Genomic DNA, 20,398 nt, shown 5'->3' on the forward strand with positions numbered 1-20,398 from the left:
TGAATCCAGAAAGAAGACTAACTGGATTTACCTTTTAATTTTTTCTCTAGCTGCTGATCCATCAAGCGGAATAATGGTCGGGTTAGATTCATCACAGTAGCTGGAGCAATGTTGAGTAAAACATTTGCAATTGCACCACTGGTACTGGTAATACGATATGATTTATGTTCCACTGCTTTAACGATCCATTCTGCTGCGGTAGATGTGTCTAGCATCCGCATATGTTTATAAATTTTTGTTTTAGATGACATCGGTGTTCTCACCATTGGGAAATATACAATACTCACATCAATCCCTTTCTCACCTAGTTCCATCTCCATCGAACGAGAAAATGACTCTAATGCTGATTTACTAGCCAAATAGGCTGAAAACAATGGGATAGGAACTTGAGTAGACATTGTTGAAATATTGATGACATGCCCACTCCCATTTAAAAGAAAGTGTGGCAATATGCCTAATGTCATACGTACTGCCGCAAAGTAGTTAATTTGCATGGTACGCTCAAAATCGTGCAATCGATCCAATGTCTGAATGATAGGACGACGTATAGAACGAGCAGCATTATTAATCAATACATCAATTTTCGCATGTTCTTTTAATATCTGTTCAATACAATTTTTTGAAGCATTATCCTCTGTAATATCAGCAGGATAAATCCATGCTTGACCGCCAAGTTTTTGAATAATCTGCTGAACTCGTTTTAACTCATCTTCACGGCGGGCAATCAGACACATTTTAGCGTCTAATAACGCAAGCTGAATGGCAGCCTGTTCACCAATCCCACCCGATGCACCAGTGATTACAATCGTTTTCCCTTTTAAACTCTTCATTTTTTTACCTAATTATTTTCATTACTCTTATATAACTTATCTTGCTTTTCTCAGTTTGACCTAAAGTTATTTTTTTGTTTGCCACTTTAATCAAGCACAGATAATTCTTATGATCTAACGTTATATATATTTTGATTTCGCTATTAGATCTTACGGTCTTATGATTTTTTTAAAAAAATTTGGATATTACTTAGGCTATTTACATGAAAGCATTCTTAAAGCGCTAGGCTTAAAGAATGCTTTTTTATCAATCGTTATTGCGCGGCTAACTTCGCATTTGGGAAGAAACGCCCCTCTACTGAGTCATAACACCACTGGAAGATAAAAGTATAAACCAAGATACACATGGTCAAACCAAAATCTAAGATTAATGCATCAATGAAGCTCATATGCATCATATAGGCAATAATTGGAATTGTTGCGAGCATCAAACCGCCCTCAAAGCCAATCGCATGTAAAATACGCACTGGAATCGTTCTTTCCCACTGATATTTATATTCAACCTTTTCAAAATAATGGTTAAAAACCATATTCCAAAATACGGAAATAACGGCCATGATCGTACCTAAAACACCCGTAACTTCTAACGGCATGCTAAAAATAAAACTTAACGCAATTGCGATGATGACCAATAAAATCACTTCATAGACAATCGCATGAATGAGTCTTCTTTTGGAAATCAACATTTTTAAAACACTCTATTGTTTGGATATGGCTCATTTTATTTTTATAATGTTGATTAATCCAATCAGGTTCTTTCATTTTTTTTGATAGATGAGCATCTTAGATCAATGAATATAAATCAAGAACAACTCCTCATGTTTCAAACCGTCATTGAAATAGGTTCATTCTCCGCCGCCGCCCGTAAATTAGGTAAAGTGCCTTCTGCGGTAAGTATGTCGATTGCGAACTTGGAGATAGATCTCAACCTCAACCTATTTGATCGTATTGGACGCGAGCCAACGCCAACAGCAGAAGCAATCGTCCTCTACGGAAAAACACAACAACTTTTGATTGAAATGAATCAATGGAAACAGCATGCCTATGCACTCAGTACAGGTTTAGAATCAACTCTAAATATTGTCGTCGTGTCAGAACTATTACATACCAATTGGACAGATTACATCACGCTACTTGAGCAACACTTCCCTAGCCTTGCGATTAATATCGTTTCTGCTCCGCAAGAAGATGCGCTGCAAATGTTGCTCGACCAGTCGGCGCAATTGGCTTTAATGTTTGAACGAGAACATTTAGATAGTCGGGAACAGTTTGTTGAACTAAAACAGGAAGCTTTAGTTCCTGTAATTGCTGAAAATCATCCTTTGGCGCAACTTGAGCAAGTATCATTCGAACAAATGGTACAGACACGTCAAATCGTTGTTGCGAGTCGTGATAAAAACATCAAACCTGAACTTCTCTTTTCCAAAGACTATTGGCGTACTGACAACCATCATTCCGCTTGTATGATGATTGTCCGAAATTTAGGTTGGGGTGTTCTGCCTTTAGAAATGTTTAATGAAAACCCTGAATTAAAAAAGAAGCTGAAAATTTTGAAGTTATATGATTTTAGTCCAAAATTTGAATACTACGTTGATCTCGTTTGGAGTCGTGAAAGTGAGTTAGGTGCTGCCGCACGTTTTTTGATTGAACATATTCGGAATCAACGTCAACAAATGAAATAGCTCGGTCAACAGACCCTCAACATTTCTCTAAAATGCGGTGCTTTGCTTTCCTGTGGATTGTGTTATAAATGAAGTTACCCATAATATTGTTTAAGAAAGAACGTTATATCAATGACTCAAACCGCATTAGACCAATTAAAGAATTTAACGACTGTTGTCGCAGATAGTAGTGATCTGGAAGCAATTGAAAAATTTCGTCCATTAGACGCAACAACAAATCCATCACTGATTACGGCTGCGGCTGAACAGCCAGAAAGCAAAGAACTGATTGAAGATGCTTATGCACAAGCAAAACAAGAAGGTTATCAAAGTGATGCGTTAATTGAACGTACCATTGATATTCTAACAGTCAAATTTGGCGTTGAAATCTTAAAATTAATTGATGGTCGTGTTTCAACTGAGGTTGATGCCTTACTGTCTTATGATACAGAAGCAACGATTGCTAAAGCACGTGAACTTTCCAAACTCTATAAGGAATATGGAATTGAACAATCACGTATTCTAATTAAAATTGCGTCTACATGGGAAGGCATTCAAGCTGCTAAGGTGCTTGAAGCCGAAGGGATTCCGTGTAACCTGACTTTATTGTTTGGCTTACATCAAGCACAAGCTTGTGCAGATGCAAAAGTGACTTTGATCTCTCCTTTCGTAGGTCGTATTTTAGATTGGTATAAAAAAGCCGAAGGCGTGGATCAATATCCTATCGAAAAAGACCCTGGTGTCTTATCGGTTAAGAAAATTTATAACTACTACAAACAACAAGGGATCGCAACTCAAGTCATGGGGGCGAGTTTCCGCAGTACAGCCCAAGTACTTGGCTTAGCAGGTTGTGATTTATTGACCATTGCTCCAAATCTATTAAATCAATTGGGACAAGATCAACATATTGTTGAAGCTCAACTTTCTACTACGTCAGCACAACAAGCTGAAAAAATCGAACGCTCTGCTCAAAGCAAAGAAAGTTTTAAAGCTGAACTCGAACATGATTTAATGGCATTTCAACTGCTCCAAGGTGGCATTGATGGCTTTATTAAAGCGCGAAACCAATTGAGTTTGTTACTCCGTCAATCTTTTGGTATTGATGCTGAAATCAGCCCATAATTAGCTGAATTTTCACCTATTAAAATCCGATTTTTGCTATATTAGTGAAAATCGGTTTTTTTAAGAGTTCAGTGTGTTCGGTATCACAGATTTAACCACATATATTATTGGTACAATCTTAATTATTTTATTACCCGGCCCGAACTCCGTCTATGTGATGTCTGTTGCCTCACGCTATGGAATACGTACAGGTTACGCTGCTGCTTGCGGCGTATTTACTGGCGATTTTATTTTAATTATTTGTACTGTTTTAGGTGCGGCATCTTTATTAAAAGCGTTCCCGATTCTGTTTGTTATTCTCAAAATAACAGGCGCTTGTTATCTGGCTTATTTGGGTTTCAAACTGCTACAAAGTGCTTATCAAACGTGGAAGAAACCGCCACATCACGCAGAAATGGCTGATTTACCGCAATTAGATAAAGTGCATCCCTATCGAACTGCGCTTAGCATTAGTTTATTGAACCCCAAAGCAATTCTATTTTTCCTATCGTTCTTTGTGCAATTCGTTGAGCCAAATTATCCCTATCCAATGTTGAGTTTCTTGGTACTGGCATTGATTTTACAAATCGTCAGCTTTAGTTATCTAACCGCACTTATTTTTTCAGGCATAAAGTTAGCTCGTTTTTTCAAAAATAATTATAAACTCGCGGCTGGCGGTGTATTTTTGGTCGGGATTTTATTCTTCGGCTTCGGCTTAAGGCTCGCAACTTCAACCTTGTCCTGATCTAGAATTTACGGCAAGAAAGTAGCTCATGATGTTTCATCCCCATCTGTTTTAACCGAATCATCAATTTATTCAATCATCTTTGAACTACGATTTAAGCCATATTAACGATATACTTTTCAACAAATTTTAATCAAGTATAGATGCATATAATGCAACGCCTAATTCAAGATTTTTCGATCCCTGCGGTATTTGCTGGCTTTATCACCTTTTTGATTGGCATTAGTGTTTCGGCTGTTCTCGTCATTCAAGGTGCCCAATCTTTAGGTGCGAACACGGCACAAATCAGTTCATGGTTCTGGGCACTCGGTTTAGCGATTGGACTTTCTGGTTTAATCCTCTCTTGGAAATATAAATATCCTGTTGCTACTGCATGGTCGACCCCTGGTATCGCACTCATCATTGCCTCTACAGGACATTATGATCTTTATGAAGCCATCGGTGCGTTTGTCATCTGCGGGATTGCCATTGCAATTGTTGGATTTTCAGGTGTTTTTCAAAGGTTGTTGGCACATATCCCAACCAGTCTAACCTGCGCCATGCTTGCAGGGATTCTATTAAAGTTTGGTATTCAAATCTTTAGTAGTCTAGAAAGCCATCTAGGTTTTATTCTCAGTATGTTGGCGATTTATCTTGTCTCTAAGCGCTTATTTCAACGTTATAGCATCGTTTTGACTGTGCTTTTAGGTGCAGCAATTTGCCCCCTGTTTATTGATTTTCAGCTGCAACCGATTACATGGTCTTTGACTCAACCTGTATGGATGCAACCCGCATTTTCATGGTCTGCCGTTCTTGGTTTAGCGCTTCCGTTATTTGTGATCAATATGACTTCACAAAATTTACCAGGTATAGCGATGATTAAAAGCTATGGCTATCACCCTCACGTCAATCAACTCGTGGGCTGGACAGGTGTTGCGCATACCCTGTTTGCACCTTTTGGCTGTTTTTCGGTTAATTTAGCCGCCATTAGTGCAGCAGTGAGTTTAGATGATCAAGTTCATCCCGATCCAAGCAAACGCTATATTGCTGGAATCAGTTGCGGTATATTTTATATTTTCATGGGGCTTTTTGCTGCGACTTTAGTCAGCCTACTCATGTCATTTCCACAAATCTTTATTGTAGCACTTGCTGGCATTGCATTATTTGCCACCATCAGCCATAACATTGCAGTGGCTTTTTCCAACGTAGAAGAACGTGAAGCTGCGTTACTGACCTTTTTGTGTAGTGCTTCTGGTATTCAGCTTTTGGGTATCGGCTCTGCATTTTGGGGACTTATTCTGGGCCTTTTTGTCTTAATGCTATTTAGATTTAAAAATAAGCCTTAGTCAAAACTAAGGCTTATGCTGTACAGAGGGTAAATCTTTAAGGTTATTTATCCTCTAACTCTTTTTGGGTTTCTTCATCATTTAAAATTCGCCCAACCTGCTTTGGTCGAAGCAGTGGTTCTGTAGGTCGTGGATGTGCATGGGTGTATTGTAAACCAGCCCCAGCATAAACATCATCTGCGGCTATTTCAGTTTCAAAACGCTCATCATCACGATCACGGATTTCATTGCTAATACGTTTCACTTCATCCTGATCAACACCTAACTCTTTTAAAATCACCCCACCAAACTTAATGGCTGATTCAAAGGTTTCACGGACCATATAATCGACTTTCTGTTTGACCAAATACAACGAATGTTCACGGTCATAAGATCTCACAAGTAGTTTAGCAAGTGGAAATTCATGCCCCACCAATTCGACGATTTTATTGGTTGTTGCCTTACTATCCACACACACCACAATAGCTTGTGCATTTTTAGCACCCGAGGCATGTAAAATATCTAAACGTGCACCATCGCCATAATAGATTTTAAAACCAAATTTCTCTGCGTTTTGAATCATATCAATATCATTGTCAATAATAGTGACATCAACGCCTCTGGCTAATAATAACTGACTGGCGACCTGACCAAAACGACCAAATCCAATCATCAAGACGCTACCACTTAGACCTTCTGCTATATTGACGTTTTCCAGAGAAATCGTATCTTTTTTCTCTGTAAATCGTTTGAAAATAATACCAAAAATAGGCGTGAGTACCATTGAAAGTACCACAATCGCGGTAAGGTTTGACCTAATTGTATTATCAATGACTTGAGCACTGACGGCCGCAGCAAATAGTACAAACGCAAACTCACCACCTTGAGCCATGAGTAAAGCACGATCCAAAGCATCGATATGAGAACTTTTCGTGACACGCGCAACGATATAAATCATCAATGCTTTTACAAACATCATGGCTAATACGCCACTAATGATGAGCTGCCAATTTTGTGCAACTACGGATAAATCAAGTGACATCCCTACACCGAGGAAAAAGAGCCCCAGTAACAACCCTCGGAACGGCTCAATATCTGCCTCAATTTGATGTCGAAAAGTTGATTCGGATAAAAGTACACCCGCGAGAAAAGCGCCCATCGCCATAGATAAGCCACTCACTTGCATTAACAATGCTGCGCCCAACACCACCAAAAGCGCTGCGGCTGTCATGACTTCTCTGGCTTTAGCCGCTGCTAACAATCTAAATAATGGATTGAGTAACCAATAACCTGCTGCAATAAGACCAGCTATCGCAATCAAACCAATACCAATGGTTTCTAAGCGTGCTGAAGTTGTTTCTACCACATGATTGGGCGCCATAAATGCAATTATGGCCAATAATGGAACGATGAGCAGATCTTCAAATAATAATATGGAAACAACCTTTTGCCCTCGAGGTTGAGCAATATCTCCACGATCACCCAATAACTGCATCACTATGGCGGTTGAGGTCAGCACAAAACCTGCTGCTGCAATAAAAGCAATTTGCCATGTAAATCCAAATAGAATGCCCACACCAGTTAAAGCCAAGGCACTCACTATAATTTGCAAAGTACCTAAACCAAAGATTTCCCGCCTAAGACTCCATAAATGTGAGGGCTGCATTTCCAAACCAATCACGAAGAGGTACATCACAATGCCCAATTCAGCAATATGCAGGATGGATGTGGATTCATGAAAAAATGCAAAACCAAATGGCCCAATAATCAAACCAGCAATTAGATAACCTAATACCGAACCCAGTCCGATACGTTTAAAAATGGGCACAGCTATCACTGCTGCAGCCAATAAAACGACGGGAGCAATTAAACTTATTGAATCAGCCTCTGAACTCATACTGTTCTCATTGTTATCAATTTGATTTCATTCTATTTGAAAGAATAAAAGACGGATAGCGCATTTATAGGATAATGCATCCTATTTGTTTGCATAGACATCCACCAACGTTTTTAGTCTGTTGCATTCTTATCCCAAAAAGCTTGGCGTATTTGTGGCATCGCATTCAAATGATTGATGATGTGTTGCGCCTCATCAGCCTCGATTGAGGTAGCAATCAAAGTCACTTCTATCTCCACTTCTTTTTCACCAAAGGGCGTAACATCAATGTCTTTAGCTGGGTAATTATGATGTTTAAGCGTCGAATTTAGTTCATCCATCACCACCTTACTATGACTGCGGTCGCAAACAATATAGATCACATGCAGCACTTCCGTTTCATCATCTAATGGGCGACGATCAATTGCATGCACGATGGGTCTCAATAACGTATTTGCTGCCAAAATAAATAATGTCGCCAAGATTGCTTCTATGATCAGATCTGAGCCCGCAGATGCTCCCACTGCTGCCGAACACCATAAAGTTGCGGCTGTGTTTAATCCATGGATGTTTCCTTCTTGACGCATAATCACACCTGCGCCCAAAAAGCCGATACCAGATACTACGTAAGCAATCACTCGAACTGCCCCATCTGCACCGGTTAAATTGATTGCAATATCGACAAAGATCGCAGCACCCACAGCAACCAGCACATTGGTTCTTAATCCTGCAGTTCGTTGGCGATATTGTCTTTCAAAACCAATGAGTGCGCCTAAAATGAAGGCGACGCTAAGACTAATTAACGTATCAACGGTATTGATCAAATCAATATTTTGTAGAAATTTTAATTGCATTAGATGCCTCTAATCATTATTGCCAGCCATAACGGCGGGTATACATATTTTTTGCCTATTGTGTTAGACACATATAGGCAATCCAAATAATGGGTAAATATAGAAAACTTAGATGATAAAGAAATGAATTGTTATGGTGATGCAGGGGTAAAACTTAGCCCGAATCCAAACCATCGTTGTCTTAAATCATGGAGACGATCACCCAAAGAGGCTTCTAAAGTTAAGACATTGGGAATAAGACTGTAATGCACAGCCGTTTGAAAGAGTGGCGCTTGACGATCTTGATTATAGGTTTCAACACTTAAAGCTAGGCGATCCGTTAGGGCATAATTTGTGGCAATACTCCAACGTAATAACCGTGCATGATCTTGAGCATATTGATACCCTAAGTTACTATGCAGCGCTAAACGTTGATCTAGAAAATTAAAACTTACAGGTACATTTAAAAACCAATCAAAATCAGTACGCTGTTCAGCCTGATTATCTCTGGACAGCGTCAAACTGGTTGCAATACCCCAGTCATTTTCCATCGGTTTTACGACAGTTTTTACTTGTGCTGAAAAACCGCGTACCTGATCAAGCTCTTTAGTCGCATGATAGCCAATTGAAACTTCTAAATTCTGATTTAGATTACAGGCAGGTGTGGCTTGATATGACCACGCACCGTCTTTTAAATATAAATAAGATGTTTCTAATTGACAGCGATGAGCGTCTGTAATTGAAGCGTCATCGGTATTTAATAATGGATCTGCTTTGCTCTTTTGAGTAGACAGCAATAATCCACACAGCGCCAATATACTGATAACACCGTAACATTGAATGGAAGCATGAAAAAACATAGGCTTCTCCCCATTTTAGGTGAGAAACTAAACAGGTCGTATTCAAATACAATAAATTTTTGCTGATAGGTAAAAATTTTATAGAGGGGGTAAATACAGTTTTAATCAAAGCTATCCCATTGCAAGATAGCCGACCTAAAAGGCTATATTGCTCAGTATTCGCTTTGGTTTAATTGATCACTAAACCCGAACCTCGAACAACTTCCCATTTAGGATCTCCGTTGAATAAACTCATCGGCATTATAGGGCGCGTTAACGTATAAACAAGCCCTATAATGTGATTTTTTATTAAAACCCAAAAATTGTGTCGAAAAAACTCTCTAAATTAAAGCTCTTTCACCACAACTGTTTTTGCCATTTTGTCGTGCCAACCTTGCTTTTTCGGATCGAACGCCACCCAGATTAAACCAATAAACAATACTAAAGTTGCTGGGAAATAACCGATATAGCGAATGATACCTTGACCAACAGAAACATGTTCACCCGTTTTCTCATCCAGCACTTTTAAACGTAATAAACGTTTCCCCGGTGTTCCTGCGAATTTAATCCAGCAAAATATATAAAAAACGGCTGTTAGGATTTGCCAAATCCAATCAAATGTAGACATGAATTGGAATGAAGAAAAACCATCTGATGAAACACTTGTATCACCACCACCAAAAAGCATGGTAAGTGGAATCAAAGCAACAATAATAATGATCGTATCTAGAATCGCTGCACCAAAGCGTATCCAAAAACCCGCATACTCATATTTATGAGACATTTTCCCCTCACTTTTTATTTCTATATTAAAATTAAAGACAAATACTGATAAATAATAAACTGTTGATGCAATAAATCATATTACCTTTTGTTTTAATTCACGGTCAAAAAACTCGACTGTACGCTGCCAAACCAATGCTGACTCAGGACGATCTCGACTAACTGTACGAAAACCATGTGGCATCGGATAAGTATAAGCTTCTACACGATCACCCAATTGCTCAATCAACTTATTACGCTTTTTAGCTGGGCAAAATGGATCAAATTGATCAGACCAATGACCTTGTAGTAAACGAATTTCGTCTAATGATTCTGTTTTCGGTACTCCCGCTCCTTCAATCCCCAAAGAATGATGATAGACAACTGGCGCCAACATATCATCTCGCTTCGCCATTTGAATCACATATCCGCCTGTTAAACACTGCCCTAACATGCCTAAACGACCATTTGACCTTGGATCAACTTTTAACGCATCTAACAATACATGAATTTCTTTATTGACATCACTGTCTGCTGCATTGCTACGACCTGCTTTGGCCACCATTGCTCGAATGCAATATTTGACTGCTCCGCCACTATATAAGTTCGGCACATAAACCAAATAGCCTCGATCTGCTAAATCTTGCGCATCTTCACGATAAGCATCAATGACGCCATATAATTCATGAAGTAATAAAATTGCAGGTAATTTTTCTGTGGATTGAGTCGGTGTATACACCTCAACTTCGATTTGACGAGTGGATAAAGTGATTGTTTTTATTTCCATTTTAGTGATCTATGTTATATAAATTACATCCATACTATTTGTGACAATATTAATTGTCAAATAAAAAAGGATGTCTGACCACATCCTTTTTTACCGTCAAAAATTTTCTATCTCAATATAAAGTGCAATCAAAAGTTTTAACATTCAATCGAATTGACCGCCAAACCACCTTTTGAGGTTTCTTTATATTTATCAGACATGTCTTTGCCTGTTTCTTTCATAGTTTGAATCACTTTATCCAGCGAAATATAATGCTCACCATCACCATGTAATGCCATCTGAGCAGCATTAATCGCTTTCACTGCTGCAATTGCATTCCGTTCAATACAAGGCACTTGTACCAAACCACCAACAGGGTCACAGGTCAGTCCTAAATTATGTTCCAGCCCAATTTCAGCAGCATGTTCAACCTGTTCAGGCGTACCGTCTAAAATTTCAGCCAATCCAGCCGAAGCCATCGCGCAAGCTGACCCCACCTCTCCTTGACAGCCTACCTCAGCCCCAGAAATTGAGGCATTCAATTTACATAAAATACCGACAGCTGCTGCACTCAAGAAAAATCGAACGATGGTGTCTTCAGACTCGTCGTGAGAAAAATTCACGTAATATGATAAAACTGCGGGAATAATTCCAGCTGCACCATTGGTGGGTGCAGTGACGACACGCCCACCCGCGGCATTTTCCTCATTGACTGCAAGTGCGTATAGATTCACCCATTCCATCGCATTAAATGTGGTTGCAATCAAATTTTCATTTTCTTTTTTGAGTAAGCGTTGATGAATGTTTTTAGCTCGGCGTTTCACATTTAATCCACCAGCTAAAATCCCCTCATGCTGCAATCCATTTTGGATGCAAACTTGCATGACTTGCCAAATCTGCATAATTTTGGCACGTATTTCAGCTTCACTGCGCCAACTCTTTTCATTTTCCAACATCAAATGACTGATGCTACATTGATGGGTTTTGCACAACGCCAATAATTCTTTAGCACTCTGAAATGGATAAGGAACGACCGTATGATCATCAATAAAACTTCCTTGATCTATTTGACTCTCATCGATGATGAATCCACCACCAATTGAATAATATATGTTTGAATAAAGCTCATTTCCCTCAGCATCTTCGGTCTTTATCATCATTGCATTCGGGTGATAAGGCAAAGCTTCATCAATAAAAATAATATCTTGGCGTGGATCAAAGTCGATCGCATGAATCGCATCTATTTTGAGTATTTTGGACTCAAACACATCCTCTAAAAGAACTTGGCTAAGCGGAATATCAATAGTTTCAGGATCATTTCCCATCAAGCCTAAAAGTGTGGCTTTGTCTGTGCCATGTCCTATTCCTGTAGAAGACAATGAACCGTATAAAAAAATCTGAACTTTCGCAACCTTGCTTAAAATATTTTGGGATTTTAAGCTTTGAGTAAAACGATATGCTGCTCGCATGGGTGCAACGGTATGTGAACTCGAAGGCCCAACACCGATTTTAAAAAGATCAAAGACGCTCAATGTCATATATTATTATCCTCCTGTATCCAGTTTTCACTTTATTCTAAATCATGATCAACGTGTGAAAAATATAATAAATTACGCATAAAAAAAACCACAACCGTCATCACGATTGTGGTTTTAAAACTTTCCAGTGCTTAAATGCTTAACAAGCTATTCAAAGTCTCTGAAACATTCTTCGATTTCACTTTCGGTTGCAAGGCTTTTAAAGCTTGTTGCACCTGACCTCGTTGCGGTTCAGCCAAGGTATACCAACGCGAAAGCACCTGTAATAAACGAGAACCCAAAATTGGATTTTTCTCATCTAAATATGCAGCGAGCTGAATAAAATGATCTACACCAAAACTCCATGTATTGACTGGATTATTGGCCAAACCACCGCTGACTGAACGAATACGATTCGGAGTCGTTAAATCATAATCTGCATGTTGAGTGAGATATTCAATCGTTTTCGTTGTCGCACAAGGATTGGATGCTTGAATCGTAAACCATTGATCTAAAGATAAGGCTTCATCTTTAAAGCGATTATAGAAATCGTCCAATGCTGCTTGTGCTTGTGGCGCATCATTCCATACCAGTACGCGTAATGCACCTAAACGTTCTGACATATTCCGCGTGTTTTTATATTGCGCATCCGCCAAATCAAATACCGAAGCATCCCCTTGACGTGCCAACATACTTAACATGATATTTTTCAATGCACGGACACCCATTGCCAAAGAAAATTCTTTTTGCATATCTGGGTCTAAAGCTAAATAAGTATCTTTCCAGAAAGAACCTAGTTCTTGTGCTAAACGATTCAATACCGCTTCACGTTTCTCACGGATGAGTTCAGGTTCGTAGTCTTGATCAATACGACTACCTAAATAATTTTCACTTGGCACATCAAACAAACGTGATGCGAGCAATGGATCTTTGTTTACCAATTCAGGCAATGTGTTTTTAATCGCCTGAATATAAGTATCCACCTGATGATCTTCTAACAGAATACGCTCTAATAAGGTTTGAGTCGCTTGCCATTGGTTAAAACCATTGGTTTCGTGTTGAATCAAAAATGCAAGATCATCATTTGAATAGTCAAATACCAAATTGACTGGCGCAGAGAAATTACGCAACAACGATGCAACAGGTTGTTCAGTCACCCCAGTAAATTCGATCGTTGCTTCATCTTGATCAAACAAATACACGCCATCTTTGACATCATTTACAAACAGATCAGCACTATGCAAAGTGTATTGTTCGCCTGTATGGGCATTGAACAAAGCCAAAGCCACAGGAATTGGCACTGCTTTTAAGTTCGGATATTTAGGATGTGCTTTAAGGCTTTGTTTTAAGCTCAAACTATAGGTCTGTGTCGCCGCATCATATTCACCTTTGGCATCTAACTTTGGTGTCCCCGGTTGATTATACCAAGTAAGGAAGTTAAATAAATCAACACCAGAACCCGAACTTAATGCAGCAACCCAATCTTCAACTGTCACAGCTTGACCATCATGACGGCGGAAGTATTCGTCTGTACCCTGACGGTATTTTTCTTTGCCTAATAGGGTCGCCATCATGCGGTTAATTTCCGCACCTTTTTCATAAACCGTAGCGGTATAGAAATTATTAATTTCTACAAAATGATCTGGACGTGGCGGATGTGACAATGGTCCTGCATCTTCAGGGAATTGGTGAGATTTTAATACCGCTACATCATCAATCCTTTGTACCGCTGCTGATTGTAAATCTTCAGAGAAGGATTGGTCACGGAACACCGTTAAGCCTTCTTTTAGACACAACTGGAACCAGTCACGACAGGTAATACGGTTCCCTGTCCAGTTATGGAAATATTCATGCGCAATCACAGATTGTACGCGCATGATCGCGGCATCCGTGGTGAATTCTTCGTCAGCAAGTACACATGAAGTATTAAAGATGTTTAAACCTTTATTCTCCATGGCACCCATGTTGAACTGACTCACCGCCACAATCATATAATTGTCGAGATCATAAGGACGACCGTAATGTTCTTCATCCCAACGCATCGAATGCTTTAATGCTTCCATCGCAATGTGACATTTAGGAATATCTTTTTCGATCGCGTAAATTTCTAAAGCAACATCACGACCTTCTGAAGTGGTGTAACGATCTTTTAAGACCGCTAAATCACCAATCACACATGCAAATAAGTAACTTGGTTTCTTGGTTGGATCTTGCCAAATCGCATAGTGCCGACCTTCTCCCGCCTCACCTGTTTCAAGCAAGTTGCCGTTAGCAAGCAACACAGGATATTTTTTATCGGCTTCTACACGCGTGGTAAACTCAGCCAAAACGTCTGGACGGTCTGGATAGAAGGTGATTTTACGGAATCCTTCAGGTTCATTCTGCGTAACGAATAAATCACCCGCTTTATACAGCCCTTCAAGCTGCGTATTCGATTCAGGATGAATGATCACTTGTGTTTGAAGAATGACCTCATCTGGTGCATCAGCGATCACTAATTGTTCTTCATCCAACTGATATTGATCAGAATTGAGTAATTGTCCATTCAGTTGAATCGACTTCAGCTCTAAATCTCGACCCAATAGCACCATTGCACCTGCTGCTTGACGCTTCATCACAAGTGTTGAATCCACAGTGGTCTGATCACTATAAACTTGAATATCTAAATGAATTGATTCAACCAAAAATGATGGCTTTTGATAATCTTTTAAATAAATGGTTTGATCTGTTTGAACAGGAGGTTGAGCCGCGATATTCATCAGTATTCCTTATCTTTCATGATTTCATGTACATGGTCTTGTTGACAAGACTTCTTGAAGCGTCTTTTACAAGCATAAATTATGCCGTTTGGTCTAAAAATATCGCATTCAAAACAATTGTGGTTGCGATTATCTCAGATATCTGCACAAATCATACGCCAACAAATAAAAGCTGTCTGTAAGACCTGTCATGCGTTTAAAATTTTTATTGGGTTGAGAGCAAGTATTTTCAAATAGAACTTGAAGAATCAGTCTATCGTTTAGACAAAATTACAACATCGTTTTCTACTGTTAAATAAAAATGACAAAATCCATGATATTTGCCTGCTCAACTTACATTCTTTGCTTAAGTTATACATTTTGTGCACGGTTATTGCTTATGTATTTATGCCAATCTAGGTGAATAAAATAAAAGCGAGGGCTATAACGATGGAATTAAAAGCACATTTGTATCGTCTAGAAAACATTAAAGCAATCCATGATCTTGCAACCGCAGGTGTTGATCATCATGTGATCTCTGTTTTTTTGTCCGCAGAAGGGATTGAACTTACCGCCTTAGAAGTAACCAATATTGTAAATACCTATGACGCACTTGGGAAAGAAAAAGTGCCGAGTAAAAAAGTACAAGCACTCATCGCTGCCAAGAAAATCAGTCAGGAGGATGAAAACTTACCATGCCCTGTTTAACATTTCCGTTCTGACTTAATAAAAAAACCTCAAATCAACGTCTGATTTGAGGTTTTTTTTCAAGAATAACTTATGGATTTGCGCTGTTGGTCCGAATCCAAACCACAGTACGTCCTAAAGCTGACACGCCCATATAACCACGCATACGGAGACGCTTACCTTCACCAGACACCACACCTTTGCCTTTGTATACACGGCCACTGGTTGCTTCCAATACAAGACCGTCAATATATGCATTTGGATCATTTGGATCTTGTCTAAACCCTGACAAAATTTCTAAACCTAGAAGCGGCTTATTCGTGTGAGGCGCTGGACATTTGGTACAATTGCTCAACGAGATCCCATGCGCATTTGGATAACGATACACAATCTTGCCATTAAATCGCCCATTGTCACCTTTTCGAATTTCGATAATTGAAAGCTGTTGACCCGTTCTCTCTTCGATGCTTTTCCAATAACCCTCGATAGCAGCAGCGAAAGTCGTTGTACTTGCGAAAGCAATACAAAGCCCCATGAAGACATGCTTATACATATTAACCCCGTTAAAAAGTAACCTATTTATATTTATAGATTTAATGATTAAAAAAATAGCATATTTAAAGAGAGCTTACACTGTACGCCCCAGTACTTGACTATATAAATTTTCTAATAATCAAATACGTACAGTGTAATTTTAAAATTATAATTTAAGGGTTAGCACTGTCTGTGCGAATCCAAACCTGTGTGCGTCCAAGTGCTGAAATCCCCATATATCCACGCATACGCATACGCTTACCATCTACACTTAGCTGCGCTTTGCCCTTATAAATATTGCCTGTTTTTGGTTCAAGAACTCGTCCATCAATATATTGATGTGGATTTTGCGGGTCTTGTTTCAATCCCCAAGCGATTTGTAACCCCAATATGGGTTTATTTTTAAAAGGCTCCGGACATTTAACACAGTTCGCTAGAATGGTGCCACCACCAGGGACCGGATAGCGATAGGCAATTGTGCCCGTGTAAGTTCCATCCGTTTTCTTTTTGACTTCAATAATAGAAAGTAGCTCACCACTACGGTCATCAATACTTTTCCAGAAACCTTCTGGCGTTGCAGCATGACCTATTGCGGTAAATAACATCAAAGAGATCCCCATGATTCCATTCATGAGTAATTTTTTTTGCATACATTGCTCCATTATGCGGCACAGATCCATCTGTTCTATATTTTCATGCCAATGCTTAGATTCAGTCAACCAAATATAAAAGTATTTAACGGTTTAAATCCAAGAGAAACATTAATTAATTCACACATTTATAGACAAACAACCATAGGTTTACATTCTACCATTCAATGCAAACAGCAAGGTGCCAACACTTATATCGCAATATAATCTTTGCATCACTTCTACTGTCAGCAATGTATAATCTGGTTTTTACATATTGCAAGTTGAGTATCAATGGAGTTACAGATTCTACAAAAACAGTTAGATGAAAGTAGCCATTGTCCTTTATGCCAAGCATCTATGTTTTGGATAGAGGCAGAACAATACACCCAAGAATTCCAATTTCATGAGTGTAGTCATTGTCAACATCGGGTTTTTAGCAGCGATAGTAAATTAAATTGTCACTGTGCCCAGTGCACAGCTCAGCGTAAAAAACAAACGCAACAGACCCTGCTACAAGAAAAGCGTAAATACAAAATAAAAGATGACGTTATTTATGGCCTCAATCAGCTTAGTTTTTTACAAAAGTTGTTCTTGTTGAGCTTATTGGATAATTATGCCCGTGAAGATGTTCAGCATGATGAACTCATCTACTGGAAGAAGATTAAATATCATCACTTTACGCCTAATTACTTATTTCAACATCAAATCGTTCAAGAGTTACTCAAACTCGGTGTTTTAAGACCCCAAGATTCAGATATAGAAACAGAACACTTTTACTTAAATCTTCGTTTAGATGGTTATTCAGACCCAAGCCTGTTTAGTGTGGCACAACAATTACGCTATTGGTTTTATGAAAATCTGAGCTCAGGCATCCCCTTTAAAAGCACGGATGAGGTGAAAGATGCACTCTATACGGTGCTATATCAGGAGATCATTCAGTTCATGCAGTTCTATTGCCGAACTTGGGGAATTCAGATTGCAGGCAATCGTCCTTTCCAAAGCTTCTGTTTTCGTTTGATGGAAGGTTTAGCTGTAGGACAGATTTATTATCTGATTCAAACTGCGCTGGAATATCTTCATAAGCAAAAAGTGTTACAAGCTCGGAATGATAAATTTATTAATACCAATTTATTAAAAAAAACCTTAGAGCAGTATCGAGAACGTGCTTTAACCGAGCACTGGGAAACCTCAACATTACCAAGACCACATAACATTCCATTGAGTAAAATGAGTGAAATTTTATTATTTAAATTCTTGGGTTATGATGAAAGTGTCTTTTTTCAGCCTGTTTGGAAGTCTTGGCGAAAAATAGAACCTCGTTTAAATTTCTATTCAGTAAAACGTTGCATGTATTGTGGTTCAAATGATCTGATTGTGGACTATGATGCCGAAGATTATGTTTCCCTCATCTGTCGTCAGTGTAAACATCAAGATCATTATTTTACACGTTAAAAAAATCTAGGATTTAGTATGTCACAAAAACAACAACTGATTGATCAAGTGATTCAAGCTTGGCACGCCTTACAACAACAATCACCATTGGTTCAATGTATTACCAATAGCGTAGCCAACAATTATGTGGCAAATGTGCTGTTGGCTGCAGGTGCATCACCAGCCATGATTGACAATCCCTTTGAGGCAGAAAGTTTTACCCAAATTAGTTCAGCGTTAAATATTAATGTCGGCACACCCACCACAGAACAAACCCAAGCAATGCTGATTTCAGCTAAAACAGCCCAGCAAAATCAAGTGCCATGGGTGCTTGATCCTGTCGGTTATGGTGAGATTTTAAAATGGCGTAGCGAAACCGTGGATCAACTTCTCCAGTTTCAACCGACTATTATTCGCGGTAATGCCTCAGAAATGAGTGCACTCGCAGGTAATTTAACCCAATCAAAAGGTGTAGACAGCACGCTCAATAGTCAAGATGTGTATGCTCAAGCACAAAGTTTGCTCCAACATACTGAGTGTATCGCGATCTCAGGTGAATCTGACTATATTATTTCTAAGGAACTCGACATGGTGATTCAGGTGAATGGTGGTTGCCATTTACAGCCGAAGATTACCGCAACTGGCTGTGCTTTAGGTGCATTAACGGCAGCTTACAGTGCTGTAAGTTCGCCAACTATTGCAGCACTTGCTTCACATATTCATTTCTCCATTGCTGGCAGGCTGGCCTATGATCAAGCCCAAAACGTGGGGAGTTTTAATGTGATGTTTTTGGATTATGTCCATATGTTAGATGAAAACTTAATACGCCAATACCATAGTATCCAATGTCTTGAATCCGTGTAATACGCGTAGACATTTACAGATTGATATCACTCGAATAGAGGAATTTTATATATGATGATTCATTTGATTGTTCAATATTAATATTTTTGAATTATGAAACCATTTCTCACTCGAGTTGAACTTCTCAATACCATTCCAGATGACTTTCCGTTTTTACATCTTTATCCAATAGAATTTAAGAAAAATATCACGGTCATCACGGGTGAAAATGGAAGTGGAAAATCAACGATTTTGGAGGCTTTAGCGCTAAAATTTGGTTGCGCAGCAGAAGGTGGAAGTATCAATTTTAATTATAAAACTGAAGATACACATTTTGATTATAGCCCCCACCTGCGTATCCATAAATCTGCACGCAGGATCAAAGATATCTTTTTCTATCGATCGGAAACGTACTATAACTTTCTCACGGAAATGCGCCAACTCGATGCAGCAGCCAGTTTTAGCCCACCTATACGAAATGTTTATGGTGGTAAAGATTTACACATGATGTCCCATGGCGAAGCAATGAAAGCGCTGATTGATCATCGTTTTCGAGCAGAGGGTTTATATATCTTAGATGAACCCGAAGCCGCCCTTTCGATTAGTAATCAAATCAATTTTATTGAAAAAGTGATCCAACTAAGTCAAGCAGGTGCGCAATTTATCATTGCAACACATTCACCAATCATCATGCTAATGCCAAATATTCAACTGTTACAACTTACTGAGAATAGCTTTAGAGAGGTCAATTTCAGTGATACGCATATTGCTTATATGTATAAAGAAATCCTGAACTCAAACGGCGAGTTTATTAAGCAGATCATTGATATTGATTGATTTTATATTTAAAAAACATTCGTTCTTCAAGGCTTGTTGCTGCTACAAGTGGAAGCGATCATCGCTGTTGCATAATGCAGCCTAGAATCTTCAAAACTAAGCTGTTGCCTTGAAATAATGTTCTCTTGGCATATCAATGACTTCAACGCAAAGCTGAATCGGATATCCAATCTCAGCTTTCATATAAGTTTTTTGTTCAAGAATCGCCAACAGCGTATCACCTAGAGTTTTCTTCTGTTGTTCAGTTCGACCACTTAGCAAATAGAGTTTCAAATGGATATAAGCTTCTTGAGTTTCACCCAAACCAATCAAGAAAACCTCATCTTTGAAAATTCGAGACTTGATATCATTTGCACTAAATAATGCTGTCTCAGACAAAGCTGTATTGACTTGTTTAAGTAATTTTTGCTGATCTAAACTTGTTAAATTTGCTGAATAATTTGCAATGATATGTGGCATTCT

Annotated in this window: 20 protein-coding genes; 8 read left to right on the forward strand and 12 right to left on the reverse strand. The window is 38.8% G+C overall.

What is annotated here, in order from left to right; translation table 11 throughout:
• Positions 1 to 17: 17 nt before the first annotated feature.
• A complete protein-coding gene (locus tag EAH57_RS09980) occupies positions 18 to 830 on the reverse strand; it encodes an SDR family NAD(P)-dependent oxidoreductase (protein ID WP_121929921.1) in 813 nt (270 codons plus the stop codon).
• A 254-nt stretch (positions 831 to 1,084) separates the two neighbouring features.
• Positions 1,085 to 1,516 carry a chlorhexidine efflux PACE transporter AceI gene (aceI, locus tag EAH57_RS09985; RefSeq protein ID WP_005196664.1) on the reverse strand — a complete coding sequence of 144 codons (432 nt, stop codon included), beginning with the start codon at positions 1,514 to 1,516 and terminating at the stop codon, positions 1,085 to 1,087.
• 105 nt (positions 1,517 to 1,621) lie between these two features.
• Here aceI and EAH57_RS09990 point away from each other — a divergent pair, with 105 nt between their 5' ends.
• The 4 genes from EAH57_RS09990 to EAH57_RS10005 all read left to right on the forward strand — a co-directional run bounded on the left by EAH57_RS09990 (position 1,622) and on the right by EAH57_RS10005 (position 5,662).
• Positions 1,622 to 2,512 carry a LysR family transcriptional regulator gene (locus tag EAH57_RS09990; protein WP_121929922.1) on the forward strand — a complete coding sequence of 297 codons (891 nt, stop codon included), beginning with the start codon at positions 1,622 to 1,624 and terminating at the stop codon, positions 2,510 to 2,512.
• 111 nt (positions 2,513 to 2,623) lie between these two features.
• Positions 2,624 to 3,613, forward strand: a complete 990-nt coding sequence (gene tal / locus EAH57_RS09995; protein ID WP_121929923.1) for a transaldolase — start codon at positions 2,624 to 2,626, stop codon at positions 3,611 to 3,613.
• 73 nt (positions 3,614 to 3,686) lie between these two features.
• Positions 3,687 to 4,337 carry a leucine efflux protein LeuE gene (leuE, locus tag EAH57_RS10000; RefSeq protein ID WP_121929924.1) on the forward strand — a complete coding sequence of 217 codons (651 nt, stop codon included), beginning with the start codon at positions 3,687 to 3,689 and terminating at the stop codon, positions 4,335 to 4,337.
• Between the two features lie 152 nt (positions 4,338 to 4,489).
• Positions 4,490 to 5,662, forward strand: a complete 1,173-nt coding sequence (locus EAH57_RS10005; protein WP_121929925.1) for a benzoate/H(+) symporter BenE family transporter — start codon at positions 4,490 to 4,492, stop codon at positions 5,660 to 5,662.
• Between the two features lie 43 nt (positions 5,663 to 5,705).
• Here EAH57_RS10005 and EAH57_RS10010 read toward each other — a convergent pair whose 3' ends face one another.
• From EAH57_RS10010 to pepN, 7 genes are all read right to left on the reverse strand, one after another.
• A complete protein-coding gene (locus EAH57_RS10010) occupies positions 5,706 to 7,538 on the reverse strand; it encodes a monovalent cation:proton antiporter-2 (CPA2) family protein (RefSeq protein WP_121929926.1) in 1,833 nt (610 codons plus the stop codon).
• A gap of 113 nt (positions 7,539 to 7,651) precedes the next feature.
• Positions 7,652 to 8,371 carry an MgtC/SapB family protein gene (locus EAH57_RS10015; RefSeq protein WP_121929927.1) on the reverse strand — a complete coding sequence of 240 codons (720 nt, stop codon included), beginning with the start codon at positions 8,369 to 8,371 and terminating at the stop codon, positions 7,652 to 7,654.
• Positions 8,372 to 8,502: 131 nt separating this feature from the next.
• Positions 8,503 to 9,210 (reverse strand): hypothetical protein, encoded by a 708-nt coding sequence (locus EAH57_RS10020; protein ID WP_121929928.1) that lies wholly within the window; start codon positions 9,208 to 9,210, stop codon positions 8,503 to 8,505.
• 325 nt (positions 9,211 to 9,535) lie between these two features.
• Positions 9,536 to 9,973, reverse strand: a complete 438-nt coding sequence (locus EAH57_RS10025; protein WP_121929929.1) for an RDD family protein — start codon at positions 9,971 to 9,973, stop codon at positions 9,536 to 9,538.
• A gap of 75 nt (positions 9,974 to 10,048) precedes the next feature.
• Positions 10,049 to 10,738, reverse strand: coding sequence for a dienelactone hydrolase family protein (locus tag EAH57_RS10030; protein WP_121929930.1), 690 nt, complete (start codon positions 10,736 to 10,738; stop codon positions 10,049 to 10,051).
• A gap of 137 nt (positions 10,739 to 10,875) precedes the next feature.
• Entirely contained in the window at positions 10,876 to 12,255 is a 1,380-nt protein-coding gene (locus tag EAH57_RS10035; RefSeq protein ID WP_121929931.1) for an L-serine ammonia-lyase, read from the reverse strand.
• 131 nt (positions 12,256 to 12,386) lie between these two features.
• Complete coding sequence (gene pepN / locus EAH57_RS10040; protein WP_121929932.1) at positions 12,387 to 14,993, reverse strand: aminopeptidase N; 2,607 nt, start codon at positions 14,991 to 14,993, stop codon at positions 12,387 to 12,389.
• A gap of 429 nt (positions 14,994 to 15,422) precedes the next feature.
• On the opposite strand from pepN, the gene EAH57_RS10045 reads away from it, so the two are divergent.
• Positions 15,423 to 15,680, forward strand: coding sequence for a hypothetical protein (locus EAH57_RS10045; RefSeq protein ID WP_121929933.1), 258 nt, complete (start codon positions 15,423 to 15,425; stop codon positions 15,678 to 15,680).
• 70 nt (positions 15,681 to 15,750) lie between these two features.
• Here EAH57_RS10045 and EAH57_RS10050 read toward each other — a convergent pair whose 3' ends face one another.
• Both EAH57_RS10050 and EAH57_RS10055 read right to left on the reverse strand, forming a co-directional pair.
• A complete protein-coding gene (locus EAH57_RS10050; protein ID WP_121929934.1) occupies positions 15,751 to 16,212 on the reverse strand; it encodes a DUF2147 domain-containing protein in 462 nt (153 codons plus the stop codon).
• 154 nt (positions 16,213 to 16,366) lie between these two features.
• Positions 16,367 to 16,843: a DUF2147 domain-containing protein gene (locus EAH57_RS10055; protein WP_121929935.1), complete on the reverse strand. Its 477-nt coding sequence runs from the start codon at positions 16,841 to 16,843 to the stop codon at positions 16,367 to 16,369.
• Positions 16,844 to 17,116: 273 nt separating this feature from the next.
• On the opposite strand from EAH57_RS10055, the gene EAH57_RS10060 reads away from it, so the two are divergent.
• From EAH57_RS10060 to EAH57_RS10070, 3 genes are all read left to right on the forward strand, one after another.
• Positions 17,117 to 18,277, forward strand: a complete 1,161-nt coding sequence (locus EAH57_RS10060; RefSeq protein ID WP_121929936.1) for a hypothetical protein — start codon at positions 17,117 to 17,119, stop codon at positions 18,275 to 18,277.
• A gap of 18 nt (positions 18,278 to 18,295) precedes the next feature.
• Positions 18,296 to 19,120: a hydroxyethylthiazole kinase gene (gene thiM, locus EAH57_RS10065; RefSeq protein ID WP_121929937.1), complete on the forward strand. Its 825-nt coding sequence runs from the start codon at positions 18,296 to 18,298 to the stop codon at positions 19,118 to 19,120.
• Between the two features lie 93 nt (positions 19,121 to 19,213).
• The gene (locus EAH57_RS10070) at positions 19,214 to 19,936 is read left to right on the forward strand and encodes an AAA family ATPase (protein WP_121929938.1); all 723 of its coding nucleotides are present in this window, start codon (positions 19,214 to 19,216) and stop codon (positions 19,934 to 19,936) included.
• A 96-nt stretch (positions 19,937 to 20,032) separates the two neighbouring features.
• Here the strand turns inward: EAH57_RS10070 and EAH57_RS10075 are convergent, their stop codons facing one another.
• Positions 20,033 to 20,395 carry a 5-carboxymethyl-2-hydroxymuconate Delta-isomerase gene (locus EAH57_RS10075; protein WP_121929939.1) on the reverse strand — a complete coding sequence of 121 codons (363 nt, stop codon included), beginning with the start codon at positions 20,393 to 20,395 and terminating at the stop codon, positions 20,033 to 20,035.
• Positions 20,396 to 20,398: the final 3 nt, after the last annotated feature.

It is taken from the genome of Acinetobacter sp. 2JN-4 (assembly GCF_003687745.1).
GTDB classification, from domain to species: Bacteria; Pseudomonadota; Gammaproteobacteria; order Pseudomonadales; family Moraxellaceae; genus Acinetobacter; species Acinetobacter halotolerans.